Below are 17405 nucleotides of genomic sequence, written 5' to 3'. Positions count from 1 at the left end.
CTAAATATAGTTGATTTTTTTCGAGGAAGAGAGCAAAATAGGGAACATGAAAAAATAGTTATGTTTTATAAGTGAAGGTGGAGAGAAAAAATGAATGGATGGAAACTATGGACGGCGGAGTGGCGGAGTATCTTTAAGAACCCACGTGTGTTGGTTCCGATTCTCGCAGTCGCACTCGTACCGTTAATGTATGCCGGTATGTTTTTGTGGGCTTTCTGGGATCCGTATGGACAGATGAAAGATTTACCGGTCGCCATCGTCAACGAAGACAAAGGGGCATCATTTGAAGGGGAGTCACTTGAAATCGGGAACGATCTGATTGATAAGTTGTTAGATTCGGAAGCCTTTGAGTTTGTCGAGACGACAAAGAAGGAAGCAGAATCTGGATTGAAAGACCATGATTATTACATGGCAATCGAGATTCCAGAAGACTTTTCGGAGAAGGCGACGACCGCTCTAGATGAACATCCCGAGCAGCTTGAATTGAAGTATATTGCGAATGAATCGTATAACTTCTTAGCCGCACAAATCGGGGGATCCGCAATGGAGCAAGTGAAAGCAGAGCTTTCGACCGAGGTATCGAAACAGTACGTGAGTGCATTGAAAGATGGATTAAATGACGTGGCGGACGGACTTGGTGAAGCCGCGGATGGCGCGACAAAACTTGCCGACGGTTCTACGTCAGCGAAAGATGGTGCCGTCAAATTGGCGGATGGAACAGAACTTCTCGCCACAAAACAACGCGAACTTGCAGATGGTGCAAGTGAGTTAAATGACGGAATCGCTCAGTTGTCCGATGGTTCATCTGAACTCGCGGACGGGACGAAACTACTCGCCTCGAAACAGCGTGAGCTCGCTAACGGTGCAAGCCAGTTAAACGATGGTGTGACTCAGTTGGCAGAAGGTTCATCGGTACTCGCGGATGGAAGTCAGCAAGTGTACGACGGGTCAACTGCTTTGTCAGACGGGGTGCACCGCGTGAATGATGGCGCATCCGCCTTACAAGACGGAACGAGCCAGCTCGTCGAAGGAACAGGGGCATTCGCGTCCAAATTAGATGAGCTTCACACGGGTGCGAAAACGTTGAATCAAGGCGTTCAAGACCTTGCTGCTGGCATCGAGCGTTCAAAAGAAGGGGCGTCTGCACTGAATGACGGCGCAAACCAACTAGCAGGTGCATTGACGAAAGCGAAAGAAGGAAACACTGCTCTCATCGCGGGTCAAACTGAAGTGGTCAATGGAATCGGACAAATGAAATCTGAATTGACGGCGAAACAGGATGAGTTGATTGGACAATTAACGGCACTTGCTGAGTCCGGTCAATCTGCGTCACCTGAAATGCTTCAAGCCATCGCAGCACAACTCAGTGAAGGAAAACAAGCGACATCGGCTGGGTTTGATCAATTAGCTGCAGGGGCGACGCAAGTGAAAGAGGGACAGACCTCATTGGCGGCAGGTCTTGCACAAGCGGAAACAGGTGCAGGACAACTTTCGTCAGGACTTTCTGAATTGAACACGGGTCAAGCGAAGTTAGCGGAAGGTGCTCAGGCGTTAGCAAGTGGTTCGAGTCAAATCGAGCAAGGGACACAAACTGCAGCCGACCGTTCACAAGAACTCGTGTCAGCGAGTTCAAAACTCAATCAAGGTGCAACACAACTTCAAGACGGGACAACTGAACTTACGGCAGGCAGTGACAAACTCGTAGCCGCGACTGAACAGTTGTCTGAAGGTAGTGTGAAGCTTGCCGATGGTGCGAAAAGCGCAAGTTCGGGAACGAGTGAGTTGGCGAATGGTGCTACTCAATTAGCGGACGGCGGACAAAAACTTCAAGAAGGTAGTCGTGAACTTGCAGATGGCGCGAAGACTGCCGGGGCAGGAACAAGCAAGTTGACGGACGGCGCGAATCAGCTCGCGGACGGCGGACAAGAACTTTCAGATGGTAGCGGAGAACTCGCAGATGGAATGACAGATCTCGCATCAGGTAGCGATGAACTTCGTGACGCTTTAGTAAAAGGTGCGAAAGATGCAGACATCGGCTTGAACGATGAAAATGTCGAGATGATGGCAGGACCAGTGTCGCTCGTCGACAACTCGATTCACGAGGTACCGAACTATGGTACAGGGTTCGCTCCATACTTCATGTCACTCGGACTCTTTGTAGGGGCGCTCCTCTTATCGATCGTCTATCCATTGTATGATCCGGCTGGACGTCCGAAACGTAGTCTATCATGGGTATTGTCGAAGTCTGGTGTTCTCATGGTCGTCGGGTTCCTTCAAGCGCTCATTTTAGACGTGGCGATGGTACAACTATTAGGACTTGAAGTGAGCGAACCATTGAAGTTCTTCGGATTCAGTTGGTTGACGAGCATCACATTCCTCTTTATTGTGCAGTTACTCGTAACCACACTTGGGAACCCAGGACGTTTTGTAGCAATCGTCTTGTTAATCTTGCAATTGACGACTTCTGCTGGAACGTTCCCGCTCGAGTTGATTCCACGAGCGCTGCAACCGTTCAATGCGCTCCTTCCAATGACGTATACGGTTGCCGGATATAAAGAAATCTTGTCAGCTGACGGTGCGCAGTATTTGCAGACGGCGACAACATATTTAGCATTTGTGGCTGTTGGATGTTTTGCATTACTGTGGGCGTACTTCCGAATTGCGTGGAAGAAAAAATATCGTCAAGTTGTATCAGAAGCATGATGTAAAAACGTAATGAAATCGTGTATAGTGATGAAGATGACACTATGCACGATTTTTTTATTAAAAAAATTTCAAAAAAGAATTGACACTCGAATGGTGACTGGTTATTATAGAAAATGTGCTTAGGACACAACAATAACATGGCGGTGTAGCTCAGCTGGCTAGAGCGTACGGTTCATACCCGTGAGGTCGTGGGTTCGACTCCCTCCGCCGCTACCATTTTATTTAGGCCCGTTGGTCAAGCGGTTAAGACACCGCCCTTTCACGGCGGTAACACGGGTTCGAATCCCGTACGGGTCACTTAGCCTAAGCGAAAAGAAGCCATCTCAATCGAGATGGCTTCTTTTGTTATGTCAAGGAGGGAATTCATGAAAAAAGTGCTCGTCGCAGTGTCTGGTGGGGTGGATTCCATTGTCTTGTTGGATCGTCTCGTCAAAAAGGGCTGGAATGTTGCGGTGGCGCATGTCCATCACGGCGTACGAGAAGCTTCAGACGAAGAGTATATGTTCGTCGCCCGTGTCGCGGCAACCTACCATATTCCGTTTCATGGAACGCATCTCTGCTTTCAAGATGGAGGATCACAAGCCCGCTATCGTGAAGCCCGCTATCGATTTTTTGAAGACGTCATGAACAAATATGGATATGACACATTGGCCACGGCGCACCATGCGGATGACGAGTTAGAAACAGTGCTCATTCAACTACATCGAAACGTGATCGAAGTAAAAGGGATTCCCGAAAGCCGGAAATTTGGTAAAGGGAGGCTCATCCGTCCGTTGTTACATGAGTCGAAAGCTCAACTGATCGAGTATGCACGACAGAATCAATTAGAGTGGCGCGAAGACGCAACAAACCAAGAACGTACTTACTTAAGGAATCAAATTCGCCATGAGATCGTGCCGCGACTGAAACAGATGCGGCCATCGATTGTGAGAGAAGTCAGCGAAGCGGCAAAGGTGGCCCGTGCTGATTGGGATAGCAGGTATCGATCGTGCGAACAATGGGTGGAGGCATATGTCGAACTTGAAATGAAAGCGTTTCATGTGAAACTCGAGAATTTCGAGCGCTTATCATTCCTTGAACGGTATACGGTCGGTCGATTGCTTTCCTCTCGTTACGAGGTGAACGTGAACGAGGCGGTGGAGAAGCTACTCCAGAGTCAAAAGGATACAGGAACCTATCATCTGACAGGCGAGTGGTTCATGACGAAGCAGAATAGGGTACTGAATCTTGTACAGCGTTCTGCGCCAGATTCACTTCACCCCATTCAAATTGATTCGTTGCCGACCGTTGTTGAATTCGGAGACCGAACTATCTCTTTATCCGTCGAGGAGGGGAGAGAGGGCATTCCGTTACATGAAATCACTTGTCCGCTTACGATTCGGACAAGTGCACCAGGTGATCGGATGCGATTGGCCGTGGGAACAAAAAAAGTCTCCCGTATCCTGATCGATGAAAAGATTGAGCGGACGATTCGTCCGACGCTACCCCTACTTGAAGATGCCTCAGGACGAATTCTCGCGATTGTTGGGGTACGAGTTTCAGAATTTCTAGACAAGTCGGATGCGATTTGCCTACGATTAATGGTAAAATGATGATTGTGTCGAAACAGAAAGAGGAGGATTTCAAGATGTCATTAATGAACGATATGGAGAAAATTTTAATCTCACGTGAAGAGATTCAAGAAAAGGTGAAAGAACTCGCTGGAACACTTAGCGAAGACTATAAAGAAGAGTTTCCGCTTCTCGTGTGTGTATTGAAAGGCGCGATGCCATTCATGTCTGATCTCGTCAAAGAAATGGATATCCATTTAGAAATGGATTTCATGGACGTGTCGACGTATCACGGAGGTACTTCTTCAACAGGTGAAGTAAAAATCGAGAAAGATTTAAATACATCTGTAGAAGGACGCGACATCTTGATTGTAGAAGATATTATTGATAGTGGATTGACGCTTGGCTATCTCGTCGATCTTCTTAAATACCGTAAAGCGAAGTCTGTGAAGATTGTCACGCTTCTCGACAAACCGACAGGACGCAAAAATGGTTTATCAGCAGACTATAGCGGTTTCGTGATTCCACACGAATTCGTTGTCGGTTACGGTCTCGATTATGAAGAGAAATATCGTAACCTTCCTTATGTCGGTGTGCTCAAACCGAGCGTTTACGGGGGCTAACGTTTTTCTTTTGAAAATGTGACGTGGTAAGATAAAAGAAATCCCCAAAGTATAGGCATATACTGAATGGGCGAGAACATCGTTTCTCGGAATAGGAGGCAGAGAATGAATCGTGCAGTGAAAAACACATTGGTTTTTGGTGTGATTTTCCTAGCCTTGATCTTGTTCCTTCAATATTTGCAGAATCCGAATAGTCAGAGTGAAACGCTCTCGTATTCGAAATTCCTAGAATATGTGGAAGATGATCGGATTGAGACGGCAACCGTACAAGAAATCCCGGGGGCTATCTCGATTACAGGCGACCTTACAGGAGATGACGACCAGCGTTACGAAACAAACATTCCAGCGAACGAAGCTGAATATGCAGATGTATTAACGCAGCTTCGAGCGAATACGGATATTCAAATCGAGGAGGCTGAATCGAACAGTAGCTGGTTCAGCATCGTCTTCGCGATTTTACCGTTCATTATCATCTTCATCTTGTTCTTCTTCTTGTTGAACCAGGCGCAAGGTGGTGGCGGTGGTGGTCGTGTGATGAACTTCGGGAAATCGAAGGCGAAACTATACGACCAAGAAAAACGTCGCGTCACATTCAAAGACGTGGCCGGAGCAGACGAAGAGAAACAAGAACTCATCGAAGTTGTTGAATTCTTGAAAGACCCTCGTAAGTTCTCGAAACTCGGTGCGCGTATTCCGAAAGGGGTCTTACTCGTTGGTCCTCCAGGGACAGGTAAAACACTTTTGGCCCGTGCAGTAGCCGGAGAAGCCGGAGTACCATTCTTCTCGATCTCAGGTTCTGACTTCGTTGAGATGTTCGTCGGGGTCGGTGCGTCACGTGTCCGTGACTTGTTCGAAAATGCGAAAAAGAATGCTCCATGTATCATCTTCATCGATGAAATCGATGCGGTCGGACGCCAACGTGGTGCCGGTCTCGGCGGTGGTCACGATGAGCGTGAACAAACATTGAACCAATTGCTCGTTGAAATGGATGGGTTCAGTGACAATGAAGGGATTATCATGGTTGCGGCGACAAACCGTCCGGATATCCTTGACCCAGCCCTCCTTCGTCCAGGTCGTTTTGACCGTCAAATCACGGTCGATCGTCCAGATGTAAAAGGGCGCGAAGAAGTGTTGAAAGTCCATGCACGCAACAAGCCACTTGACTCAACTGTAGACTTGAAGTCAATCGCACAACGTACACCTGGTTTCTCTGGGGCTGACTTGGAAAACCTCTTGAACGAAGCAGCACTCGTTGCGGCACGTTCTAACCGTACGGCAGTATCGGTTGTCGATGTCGAAGAAGCAATTGACCGTGTCATTGCAGGACCTTCGAAGAAGAGCCGAATTATTTCTGAAAAAGAACGTAACATTGTCGCTTATCACGAAGCGGGTCACACAATCATCGGTCTCGAACTTGAGAATGCGGATGAAGTACACAAAGTGACGATTGTCCCACGCGGTAACGCTGGAGGATACGTCGTCATGCTTCCAAAAGAAGATCGTTACTTCATGACAAAACCTGAACTCGAAGATAAGATTGTCGGACTTCTTGGTGGACGCGTCGCCGAAGATGTCATCTTTGGTGAAGTGTCAACAGGAGCGAGCAACGACTTCCAACGTGCAACTGGGATTGCGCGGAAGATGGTCATGGATTACGGGATGAGCGATAAGCTCGGGCCGCTCCAGCTCGGTTCAAACCATGGCGGACAAGTCTTCCTTGGCCGTGACTTCCAGACAGAGCAGAACTATTCGGATGCGATCGCTCAAGAGATCGATTTAGAGATTCGTGACATCATCAACCGTTGTTACGCGAAAGCGAAACAGATTTTGACAGAGCGTCGCGAAGACCTCGAGCTCGTAGCGAAAACATTGCTTGATGTGGAAACGCTCGACTCGAAACAGATTCGTCACTTGATCAAGACACGCGAATATCTCCCGCATGAGCCGGAAGAAGACGTGGATGCATCAACGGACTCGGACGACGCAGCGAAGAAAGATGATGCAGCCGTACAACACGGACAAATCGTCGATCAACCTGAAGTTGTTCAAGACAGCCAACCGGATGTCGTACCTGAAGGCGATAAGCCAGAGGCGACTCCAACGGAACGTCCGAATAACGAATCACGTTAATGAATGAGACGAATGCCCTTGACGAGGCATTCGTCTTTTTTCGTGTTATAATTCGAGCGAACTGCAATTGACAACAAAGTGAGGAACTATATCATGATTTTAGTGATTGATGTTGGAAATACAAATATTGTTCTAGGGATGTACGATGGAGACGATCTCGTACACCATTGGCGAATTTCAACGGACCGGACGAAAACGACGGATGAGTATGGCATGCTAGTGAAATCGCTCTTTGACCATTCGAACGTCTCGTTCGATCAAGTCGATGGTGTCATTTTGTCCTCTGTCGTACCTCCTGTTATTTTTCCACTTGAACAAATGTCACAACGATACTTCAATGTACGTCCAATCGTTGTGGGCCCAGGTGTGAAGACAGGATTAGATATTCACGTCGAGAATCCCCGCGAAGTCGGGGCCGACCGAATTGTCAACGCGGTGGCAGGAATCGCCAAGTATGACGGTCCGCTCATAATTGTTGATTTTGGAACGGCAACCACGTATTGTTACATCGATGAGAAACGTCGCTACCATGGCGGCATCATCTCACCAGGGATCATGATTTCAGTGGAAGCACTTTATCAACGTGCTGCGAAATTACCACGGATTGAACTGGCAACACCACCAACGGTTATCGGGAAAAATACGATTCAAGCGATGCAATCGGGGACGTATTATGGGTATGTCGCCCAAGTAGATGGCATCGTGAATCGGATGAAGCGTGAAGTTGGTGAAGCGACCGTCATTGCGACTGGAGGATTGGCACGATTGATCAGTGAACATGCAGAAACGATTGACTATGTGGATTCGTTCCTGACACTCGAAGGCCTCCGTCTCATTTACGAGCGTAATCAAAAGTAAACTAAAGGAGTTAACTCATATGATTCATTCAGAACAACAAGTATTACTCGATCAAATGAAAGACGATTATCTCGTTCGGGCCCTCGGCTTTAATGGAGAGGTGCGTGCATTTGCAGCCCGTACGACAAAAACAGTATACGAAACACAACTTCGTCATCAAACGACACCGGTTGCCTCAGCCGCCCTCGGACGGACGATGACAATCGGTTCGATGATTGGAGCCATGCAAAAAGGTGCGGCACGCGTCACACTTAAAGTTGAAGGTGATGGTCCAATCGGGAAAATCATCGTAGACGCAGATACAGCAGGAGATGTCCGTGGATACGTATCTTACCCTCGTGTCGATGGTGGGACGTTCGTCAACGACCAAGGATTGACGAAGTTGAAAGTCGGCGAAGCGGTCGGGAAAGGAACGGTCTCGGTCATTAAAGACTTAGGCTTGAAAGATTATGTCGGTGGTTCTTCAGAGATTCAAACAGGTGAAATCAGTGAAGACTTCACATACTACTTCGCGACATCTGAACAAGTACCATCAGTCGTCGGAGCAGGTGTTCTCGTCTTACCAGAAGATGAATCAATTCTTGCTGCAGGTGGTATCATCGTTCAGTTGCTGCCGAACGCTTCCGAAGAGACGGTACAAGCGCTTGAAAAAGCACTGCAGACGTTCCCGCCGGTATCTGTTTTAATCGGTGAAGAAAAAACACCAGAAGAAATGCTGCAATTACTTCTCGGCGATAGCCTTGATGTCCTCGATACGAACCCGATTCAGTTCAATTGCACATGTAGTCGTGAACGAATGGAAAGCGCCATTATCGGTCTTGGAAAAGAAGAGATTCGCCAAATGATCGAAGAAGACGGTGGAGCCGAAGCAGTTTGCCATTTCTGTGGTGAAAAGTATCATTTCTCGGCTGAACAGTTGGAGACGATGAAAGAACAGGCACAATCGTAAGCAACGTTCCAAATTGCATATTTTCAATTCGATAGGGTATGATAACAATATCGGAATAGTCGGAATTATGAAGGAGGAAATGTAATGCGAATCGTAAACTCAGTGACAGACTTGATTGGTAAGACTCCGATTGTGAAATTGAACGGAATGACTGGACCAGAAGATGCCGATGTGTATCTCAAGCTTGAATATATGAACCCAGGGTCAAGTGTTAAAGACCGGATTGCTCTCGCCATGATCGAAGCGGCAGAAAAAGACGGAATCTTGAAGCCGGGCGATACAATCATCGAGCCAACGAGCGGGAACACAGGAATCGGTTTAGCGATGGTCAGTGCCGCGAAAGGATATAAAGCCATTCTCGTCATGCCTGAGACGATGAGCATGGAGCGTCGTAACCTTCTTCGTGGATACGGGGCCGAGCTCATCTTGACGCCAGGGCCAGAAGGAATGGGTGGAGCGATTCGTCGTGCTACTGAAGAAGCTGAGAAAAACGGCTACTTCCTTCCGCAACAATTCAACAACGCAGCGAACCCGAACGTGCATGAAATGACGACGGGGCCTGAAATTGTCGAGGCGTTCGAAGAGTCAGGACTTTCGGTGGATGCTCTCATCGCGGGAGTCGGTACAGGTGGTACGATCACCGGTGCAGGAAAAGTCGTGAAAGCGAAATATCCAGACGTGAAAATTTTGGCGGTTGAACCGGTTGATTCCCCAGTCTTGTCGGGTGGGAAGCCAGGACCTCATAAGATTCAAGGAATTGGTGCCGGCTTTGTCCCATCCATTCTGGATACTGAGATTTATGAGGGTGTCCTTCAAATCACGACAGACCAGGCGTTTGAATACGCGCGCCAAGCGGCACGCACGAACGGTGTCCTCGGTGGGATTTCTTCAGGGGCTGCCATTGCAGCGGCACTTGATACAGCGAAACGCCTCGGTAAAGGGAAAAACGTATTGGCGATTATCCCGTCAAACGGAGAACGTTACTTGAGCACACCGCTTTATCAATTTGATGAAGAATCAAACGAGAGTCGCGTATAACATTTCAGGCAGTAATCGAGAGACATTCTCTTTCGGTTGCTGCCTTTTCTTGTGTACAATAAAAGGCATGAATGAATAGACGGAGGAATGACAAGTGAGATCGACAGCGTTCAGAACGAAGCGGATGACGAAAGAAAAGATGTATGAGGCATACATGACGTTGACAGCAGACCAGCCGTACCATGCATGGCTAGAAAGTGGAAGGGCGGGACGGTATACGATTGCGGGAATCGAACCGTTCGGTCGCTTCCATGTAAAAGACGGTGTCGGTCTCTTGCAAATAGGGGAAACGACTGAAACGATGTATGGGAAACCGCTCGAGATGGTCAGTGAAGTGCGGAAACGATTTGAAGCTGAGCGTCCGGTAGGGGCACCTCCCTTCTTCGGTGGCATGATTGGTTATGTCAGCTATGACGTTTCTCGAACGATTGAGCGACTCCCTCATCAGGCAGAAGATGATTTAGCGACGCCGGATGTCTCGTTTCTGTTGTTTGATGAAGTGGCTGTGTTCGACGAAGAGAGTTCTACTCTCTATTTGATGGTCACAGCAGAGGGCAATGCCGAACGTAAAGCGGATCGTTTAGCAGCCATGTGGAACGTCGAATCACACTACGCATTCAAGCCGACTGAACAATTGCCTGTCGAGCGTTCGCGCTCCATGTCTCAGGACGAATTTGTGGAGGCGGTCAAACGAATTCAGTCTTATATCGTGGAAGGTGACGTGTTCCAAGTGAATTTGAGCGTTCGTCAATCCGAACCGTTACGCGCCGACCCGCGTCGTGTTTACGATACGCTTCGTCAAATGAATCCATCTCCGTACATGGGATACTTTGTGGATGACGCACTGACAATGGTATCCGCTTCACCGGAACTATTGCTTGAAAAACACGGGTCTGACATTTCAACGCGACCGATCGCGGGTACGCGTCCACGTGGGAAGGACGATGTTGAGGACTTGGAATTGGCGAACACGCTACTTGAAAATGAGAAGGAGCGAGCGGAACACGTCATGCTCGTCGATTTGGAACGGAACGACCTCGGGAAAGTCGCGGCATACGGTAGTGTTCATGTGGACGAATTGATGGTGATTGAAAAGTATTCACATGTTCAGCATATCGTCTCGAACGTACGGGGTACGATTCGTGATGAAGTATCAGGAGCGGAGGCGCTAGCAGCGATGTTCCCTGGTGGTACGATTACCGGTGCACCGAAAATTCGGACGATGGAAATTATCGAGGAACTTGAACCAGTTCGCCGGGGATTATACACCGGGTCATATGGATGGTTAAGTTGGGACGATGATCTCGTCTTTAACATCACCATTCGAACGATGGTCGTGAAAGATGGGATTGCATACGTTCAAGCCGGAGCGGGCATCGTCATCGATTCAGATCCGGTCTCAGAATATGAAGAATCTCTGTCCAAAGCGAAGGCGCTATGGGCGGCGAAGCAAATGACGGAGGAGACAACATGATTGTACTAATCGACAACTATGACTCATTCACATACAACTTAGTGCAGTATTTTGGAGAGCTCGGTGAAGAACTGGTCGTTTATCGAAACGACGAAGTGACGATTCAAGACATTGAGAAACTCGCTCCGAGCTACCTAGTCATTTCCCCTGGACCTTGTACACCGAACGAAGCCGGGATTAGCGTCGAAGCGATTCAAGCGTTCGCAGGGCGTATTCCGATTTTAGGTGTTTGTCTCGGTCATCAAGCGATTGCGCAAGCGTTTGGAGGAGACGTCGTTCATGCGGAGCGGCTGATGCATGGGAAAACGTCGAAGATTCAACATGACGGGAAATCGATTTTCAAAGATATTCCTCAACAGACGGTCGTGACCCGTTATCACTCGTTATCTGTGGAGCGTTCTACCTTGCCGGAATGTTTGATGGTCACAGCGGAAACAGAAACGAAGGAAATCATGGCACTCCGGCATCGGACACTTCCGATTGAAGGGGTTCAGTATCACCCTGAAGCGATTTTGACCGAGCATGGAAAAGAGATGATTCGAAACTTTATCGAGGAGTACCGCCATGTGGTATTGGCATAACGGAGACCTTGTTGAGCGAGAGGATGCATGGATTCCCGTCGAGGATCATGGATTCTTATATGGGATGGGTTTATTCGAGACGTTTCGAACATATGATTTCATTCCGTTCTTGTTCGATGCGCATTGGGAACGATTGATGAAGAGTGTAGATGAGCTGTGGATCGATTTTCCGTACACGAAGAAAGAAATCGAGACGGCGATTCAGCAGCTGTGTCGTCAAAATGAAGCTCCTGACTTGTACATCCGATTGAATGTATCGGCAGGAGTCGCGCCGCTCGGTCTGTATGCCGGACGATATGAAAATCCGAACGTCACGTTGATTGCCAAACCGCTCTCCTCGGAAGTTGTGCCACAGGAGAAACGAGTCGAACCAATCCCTTTCCCGAGAAGTCGTCCTGAAGCGGCTTTTCGATTAAAGTCGCATCATTACATGAACAATATCCTCGGAAAACGCACCTTGCAAGACCAGAATGCTGAAGGATTGTTTGCGGATGAACGGGGCTACGTGGTGGAAGGGCTCGTGTCGAACATCTTTTGGATCGGGTCTGATGATGTGTTGTATACGACACCACTTTCGAGCGGAGCACTCGCGGGCGTGACGCGACAATGGGTGATCGATTGCTTTCCTGTGGTGGAGAAATCGGTGACATTTGATGGATTAACCGCAGCAAAAGAGATTTGGATGACGAACTCGATTCAGCAAGTCGCTCCGGTGACGCATTATGGAAATCTGCAATACCCCGGTAAAGACGGGGAACGATTTAACGAAGTGTGGGCGGAGCTCGTTCGTTCACTTGGATAGGAGGCTGAAACATGACGAAAATCATGGGTATTTTAAACGTGACCCCGGACTCGTTTTCAGACGGAGGACGATATACAGCGGTCGAAGAAGCCGTACGTCACGCAAAGCAACTCGTACGAGAAGGTGCGGATGCGATTGATGTCGGTGGTGAATCGACGCGACCCGGTGCGGCGCTTGTTTCTGCAGAAGAAGAAATTGAACGTGTCGTCCCGATCATCGAACGATTGGTACAAGAAATAGATGTTCCGATCTCGATTGATACGTATAAGCCTGCTGTTGCGAGGGCGGCATTAGAAGCGGGTGCGACAATCATCAATGACGTGTGGGGCTCGAAGTGGGGAGATCGGTCGATGGTGCGTGTCGCCTTTGAATATGGCGTCCCTATCATTTTGATGCATAACCGAGAAAATCGAGACTACCATCATTTTATTGAAGATGTGGTGAGTGATTTGCAGGAGTCGATTGAGATTGCTCATGCAGCGGGTGTGAAAGATGAGCATATTTGGCTAGACCCAGGAATCGGGTTCGCAAAAGACGTGGAGCAAAATCTAGAGCTCATGAATCACCTCGATGTGATCACGCGTCTTGGCTATCCGGTGTTACTAGGTACGTCCCGTAAATCGTTTATCGGCCAAACGCTCGATTTACCAACCGAAGAACGCGTGGAAGGGACGATTGCGACGACGTGTTTAGGCATCATGAAAGGGTGCGATTGGGTACGCGTCCATGACGTGAAAGAGAATATGCGTGCAGCGAAGATGATGGATGCGATGATGAGGGGGAACGGACATGGATAAGATTTTTGTGAACGGCATGCGCTTTTATGGATATCATGGTGTGTTTGAAGAGGAGAACCGTCTCGGTCAACGGTTTCACGTGGATTTAATGTGTGAGTTAGACCTTGCACCTGCTGGGAAGTCAGATGATTTACAGGATGGAGTCAGCTACGCGGGATTATATCAAGTCACAGAAGACATTGTGACGGGAGAACCGGTCAATTTACTCGAAACACTCGGAGAACGAATCACGACGGCCATTTTGGCACATCATGATTTGATTCAAAGCGTGACAGTAAAAGTAATCAAGCCGGACCCACCAATCCCAGGACATTACGACTCGGTGGCGATTGAGATGACAAGGAGACGCACGTCATGATTTTTATCGCATTAGGAGCAAACATCGGGGAGCGGGCCGCACAATTGTCTGACGCGATTAATGAAATGGGAAAAATGGGTGTTACGGTCACGAAACAATCATCGGTTTATGAGACCGCTCCTGTCGGTTATACCGATCAACCATCATTTTATAATATGGTGGTCGAAGTGGAGACTCATCAATCTGTAACGGACTTATTAGACACCCTTCAACAAATTGAACGGCAGTTAGGTCGAGAGCGTCTCTTTAAGAACGGTCCGCGCACCATCGACCTTGACATCCTCTATTATAATGGGGAAGATATACAATCAGAACACTTGACGGTACCACATCCGCGGATGCAGGAACGTGCGTTTGTGCTCGCTCCATTAGCTGAGATTGCGCCAGAACTCATCGTCCGAGGACGAACGGTCGCATCATGGCTAGCAGATTTACCGATGGCAGACCGCCAAGATGTCGTTCGGTTACAGTTGCTAACGAATTTGGTGAAATGAAGGATGTGTTGTCTTGACAGGCTTTAAGATTGGAAATATAGATATTAAAAACCGTGCAGTCCTTGCGCCGATGGCTGGCGTGACCAACCCGGCATTCCGATTGATTGCAAAAGAATTTGGGGCAGGACTCGTCTGTGCTGAAATGGTCAGTGATAAAGGGATTTTGCTGGAGAACGCGCGGACGATGCGCATGCTATATGTCGATGAACGAGAAAAACCGCTCAGCTTGCAAATTTTTGGTGGTTCTAAAGATACACTCGTCAAAGCGGCGCAGTACGTCGATCAAAATACGAATGCCGACATCATTGATATCAACATGGGTTGTCCTGTGCCGAAAGTAACGAAATGTGACGCAGGTGCAAAGTGGTTACTTGATCCGGATAAAGTGTATGAGATGGTCAATGCCGTCACGAATGTGGTCGAAAAACCGGTCACGGTGAAAATGCGCCTTGGTTGGGACGATGATCACATCTTTATTTTGGACAACGTCAAAGCGGCTCAGACAGGTGGGGCGGCAGCCATTGCCATTCATGGACGTACGCGAGCCCAACAATATGAAGGAACTGCGAACTGGGATTGGATCGGTGAAGCGAAGAAAGTCGCGACCGTGCCGATTATCGGGAACGGGGACATTGCCACACCACAAGACGCGAAGCGTGTCATTGATCAATACGGTGTGGATGCCGTCATGATTGGGCGTGCTGCACTTGGGAACCCGTGGATGCTCTATCAGACGGTTCAGTACCTCGAAACGGGAGAACTTCCACCGGAACCAGCAGCTCGTGAAAAAATTGATATTTGCATGTTGCACCTCGACCGATTGAGCGCAATTAAAGGTGAGCTGACGGCCGTTCGTGAAATGCGTCAACATGCGGCTTGGTATTTGAAAGGATTGAAAGGCAGTGGTCCAATTCGCAAACAAATCAATGAAACGGAATCGCGTGAGGCTTTCGCAGCGGTCCTGTATGGATTTGTTGATCAACTCGAACGACAACTGTCAGAAGTGTGAACTAGAGAAAAGAACTAATTTATGGTAAGCTTGTTTGGCGAAAAAGTGCACCACAACGAATGAACGGCTTCGGCTGTGCTGTTGGCCATCGGGTCGACAGTTTTTTGTTAGGGATAAACCCAATATGGATAGAGGAGTGAATGGAATAGTGAGCCACGAGTTAGAAATGAATGATCAAATGCAGGTTCGTTTTGAGAAGATGACCGATATGCGCGAGCGCGGTCTCGACCCGTTCGGTCAACGCTTTGATCGTTCTGCGCACGCAGGTGAATTACATGAGCAGTATGAATCAGTTGAAAAAGAAGCTTTAGCAGAGCAGGACGTAGAAGTCACGCTAGCGGGTCGCATCATGACGAAACGCGGGAAAGGGAAAGTGTTTTTTGCCCACATTCAAGATGTGACAGGCCAGATTCAAATTTACGTTCGTAAAAACGATGTCGGGGATGAGCCGTTTGATTTGTTCAAATCATCAGACCTCGGTGATATCGTTGGTGTCAAAGGAAAGCTCTTTAAAACAAATGTAGGTGAACTCTCGATTCATGTGGAAGAGTTTGAGCTCTTGACGAAGGCGCTTCGCCCGCTTCCAGACAAATATCATGGATTGAAAGATGTGGAACAGCGCTATCGCCAACGTTATCTTGATTTGATCACAAACCAAGATTCACGCCAGACATTCATTTTGCGTAGCCGCATCATTTCTGAGATTCGCAACTTCTTAAATCAAAAAGGATATTTAGAAGTGGAAACACCGATGTTACACACGATTGCGGGTGGAGCAGCGGCGCGTCCGTTCTTAACGCATCATAATGCGTTGGATATGGAACTTTATATGCGTATTGCCATCGAACTTCACTTGAAACGTTTGATCGTTGGCGGACTCGAGCGCGTTTATGAAATCGGACGTGTGTTCCGTAACGAAGGAATCTCGACACGCCACAACCCTGAATTCACAATGATCGAATTGTATGAGGCGTATGCCGATTACAACGACATCATGGATTTGACGGAAGAATTGGTTGCGCACGTAGCGAAAGAAGTACTCGGTACAACAGATGTACAATATGGTGAAGATACAATTCACCTCGGCATCGGTTGGAAACGTGCACACATGGTCGACCTTGTTAAAGAAGAGACAGGTGTAGACTTCTGGCAACAAATGTCCGACGAAGAAGCACGTGCCCTTGCGAAAGAGCATGGTGTGGAAGTTCAGGACCATATGACGTTCGGTCATATCGTCAACGAGTTCTTTGAGCAAAAGGTCGAAGAGACATTGCTTCAACCAACATTCGTGACAGGACACCCAGTTGAAGTGTCGCCGTTAGCGAAGAAAAACGAAACGGATCCACGCTTCACAGATCGTTTTGAATTGTTCATCGTTCGTCGTGAACACGCGAATGCCTTCACGGAGTTGAACGATCCAATCGATCAACGTGAGCGTTTCGAAGCACAATTGCTTGAAAAAGAAGCAGGTAACGACGAGGCGCATGAACTCGATAACGATTTCCTTGAGGCGCTTGAGTACGGTATGCCACCAACAGGTGGACTTGGAATCGGGATTGACCGTCTTGTCATGTTATTGACGAACGCACCATCAATCCGCGACGTTCTTCTTTTCCCTACAATGCGTCATCAACAGTAAATAATAGTAGAGAAGCCGGTTTGTACGTAGGTGCAATCCAGCTTCTCTTTTTTTATTTTTCCGGATGAACGCTTGGAAACAAGCCGTTGAATAAAGGGTAAACTCTAACGGAAAAACTTTTTTGAAAAAACTTTATAAAAAACCCTTGCGTTAATTAAAGGTGTGCGGTAAAGTAATAAACGTTGCCGCTGATGGCAGCGGAAAGAAATAAAAAAAGTGGTTGACAACTGTGTCGATGACTTGTATTATTTTAAGAGTCGCAAAGAGCGACAGACGAACTTTGAAAACTGAACGATGAGGCAAAAATAAGTTTTACAATTTTTGAATGAAGCGCAAGCTTCGTCAATTTAAGAGCTATATCAAATTCTTTGGAGAGTTTGATCCTGGCTCAGGACGA

The 17405-nt window shown here is 47.9% G+C and carries 15 protein-coding genes and 2 tRNA genes; all 17 read left to right on the top strand.

What is annotated here, in order from left to right; all coding sequences use genetic code 11:
* Positions 1 to 90 precede the first annotated feature (90 nt).
* The 17 genes from KNP04_RS14755 (at position 91) to lysS (ending at position 17008) form a co-directional block, all read left to right on the top strand.
* Positions 91 to 2703 carry a YhgE/Pip domain-containing protein gene (locus KNP04_RS14755; RefSeq protein WP_214877002.1) on the top strand — a complete coding sequence of 871 codons (2613 nt, stop codon included), beginning with the start codon at positions 91 to 93 and terminating at the stop codon, positions 2701 to 2703.
* 142 nt (positions 2704 to 2845) lie between these two features.
* Positions 2846 to 2922, top strand: a tRNA-Met gene (locus KNP04_RS14750).
* Between the two features lie 9 nt (positions 2923 to 2931).
* A tRNA-Glu gene (locus KNP04_RS14745) sits at positions 2932 to 3003 on the top strand.
* 68 nt (positions 3004 to 3071) lie between these two features.
* Complete coding sequence (gene tilS / locus KNP04_RS14740; protein ID WP_214877000.1) at positions 3072 to 4298, top strand: tRNA lysidine(34) synthetase TilS; 1227 nt, start codon at positions 3072 to 3074, stop codon at positions 4296 to 4298.
* A 35-nt stretch (positions 4299 to 4333) separates the two neighbouring features.
* Positions 4334 to 4879 carry a hypoxanthine phosphoribosyltransferase gene (hpt, locus tag KNP04_RS14735; RefSeq protein WP_012727721.1) on the top strand — a complete coding sequence of 182 codons (546 nt, stop codon included), beginning with the start codon at positions 4334 to 4336 and terminating at the stop codon, positions 4877 to 4879.
* 105 nt (positions 4880 to 4984) lie between these two features.
* On the top strand, positions 4985 to 7009 hold the full coding sequence (gene ftsH / locus KNP04_RS14730; protein ID WP_074036633.1) for an ATP-dependent zinc metalloprotease FtsH: 2025 nt from the start codon (positions 4985 to 4987) through the stop codon (positions 7007 to 7009).
* 93 nt (positions 7010 to 7102) lie between these two features.
* Entirely contained in the window at positions 7103 to 7867 is a 765-nt protein-coding gene (locus KNP04_RS14725) for a type III pantothenate kinase (RefSeq protein ID WP_214876998.1), read from the top strand.
* Positions 7868 to 7886: 19 nt separating this feature from the next.
* Complete coding sequence (gene hslO / locus KNP04_RS14720) at positions 7887 to 8816, top strand: Hsp33 family molecular chaperone HslO (RefSeq protein ID WP_285801239.1); 930 nt, start codon at positions 7887 to 7889, stop codon at positions 8814 to 8816.
* 84 nt (positions 8817 to 8900) lie between these two features.
* Positions 8901 to 9854, top strand: a complete 954-nt coding sequence (gene cysK / locus KNP04_RS14715; RefSeq protein ID WP_074036641.1) for a cysteine synthase A — start codon at positions 8901 to 8903, stop codon at positions 9852 to 9854.
* A 94-nt stretch (positions 9855 to 9948) separates the two neighbouring features.
* The gene (locus KNP04_RS14710; RefSeq protein ID WP_353047929.1) at positions 9949 to 11328 is read left to right on the top strand and encodes an anthranilate synthase component I family protein; all 1380 of its coding nucleotides are present in this window, start codon (positions 9949 to 9951) and stop codon (positions 11326 to 11328) included.
* A complete protein-coding gene (pabA, locus tag KNP04_RS14705) occupies positions 11325 to 11909 on the top strand; it encodes an aminodeoxychorismate/anthranilate synthase component II (protein ID WP_214697212.1) in 585 nt (194 codons plus the stop codon). Before KNP04_RS14710 ends, pabA begins: the two co-directional genes overlap by 4 nt.
* A complete protein-coding gene (locus tag KNP04_RS14700) occupies positions 11893 to 12711 on the top strand; it encodes an aminotransferase class IV (RefSeq protein WP_214876996.1) in 819 nt (272 codons plus the stop codon). The genes pabA and KNP04_RS14700 overlap by 17 nt, the downstream gene beginning before the upstream one ends.
* 11 nt (positions 12712 to 12722) lie before the next feature.
* Positions 12723 to 13508 carry a dihydropteroate synthase gene (gene folP / locus KNP04_RS14695; RefSeq protein ID WP_214876994.1) on the top strand — a complete coding sequence of 262 codons (786 nt, stop codon included), beginning with the start codon at positions 12723 to 12725 and terminating at the stop codon, positions 13506 to 13508.
* Positions 13501 to 13866 (top strand): dihydroneopterin aldolase, encoded by a 366-nt coding sequence (gene folB / locus KNP04_RS14690; protein ID WP_074036649.1) that lies wholly within the window; start codon positions 13501 to 13503, stop codon positions 13864 to 13866. The genes folP and folB overlap by 8 nt, the downstream gene beginning before the upstream one ends.
* Complete coding sequence (folK, locus tag KNP04_RS14685) at positions 13863 to 14360, top strand: 2-amino-4-hydroxy-6-hydroxymethyldihydropteridine diphosphokinase (protein ID WP_214876992.1); 498 nt, start codon at positions 13863 to 13865, stop codon at positions 14358 to 14360. The genes folB and folK overlap by 4 nt, the downstream gene beginning before the upstream one ends.
* Before the next feature lie 70 nt (positions 14361 to 14430).
* Positions 14431 to 15369, top strand: a complete 939-nt coding sequence (dusB, locus tag KNP04_RS14680) for a tRNA dihydrouridine synthase DusB (RefSeq protein ID WP_243834802.1) — start codon at positions 14431 to 14433, stop codon at positions 15367 to 15369.
* Positions 15370 to 15517: 148 nt separating this feature from the next.
* Positions 15518 to 17008, top strand: a complete 1491-nt coding sequence (gene lysS, locus KNP04_RS14675; protein WP_214786226.1) for a lysine--tRNA ligase — start codon at positions 15518 to 15520, stop codon at positions 17006 to 17008.
* Positions 17009 to 17405 lie beyond the last annotated feature (397 nt).

The organism is Exiguobacterium sp. CH10 (assembly GCF_018617635.1).
GTDB lineage: Bacteria > Bacillota > Bacilli > Exiguobacteriales > Exiguobacteriaceae > Exiguobacterium > Exiguobacterium aestuarii_A.
Note: the sequence above shows the minus strand (reverse complement) of the source record. Positions and strands in the feature narration are given on the sequence as shown.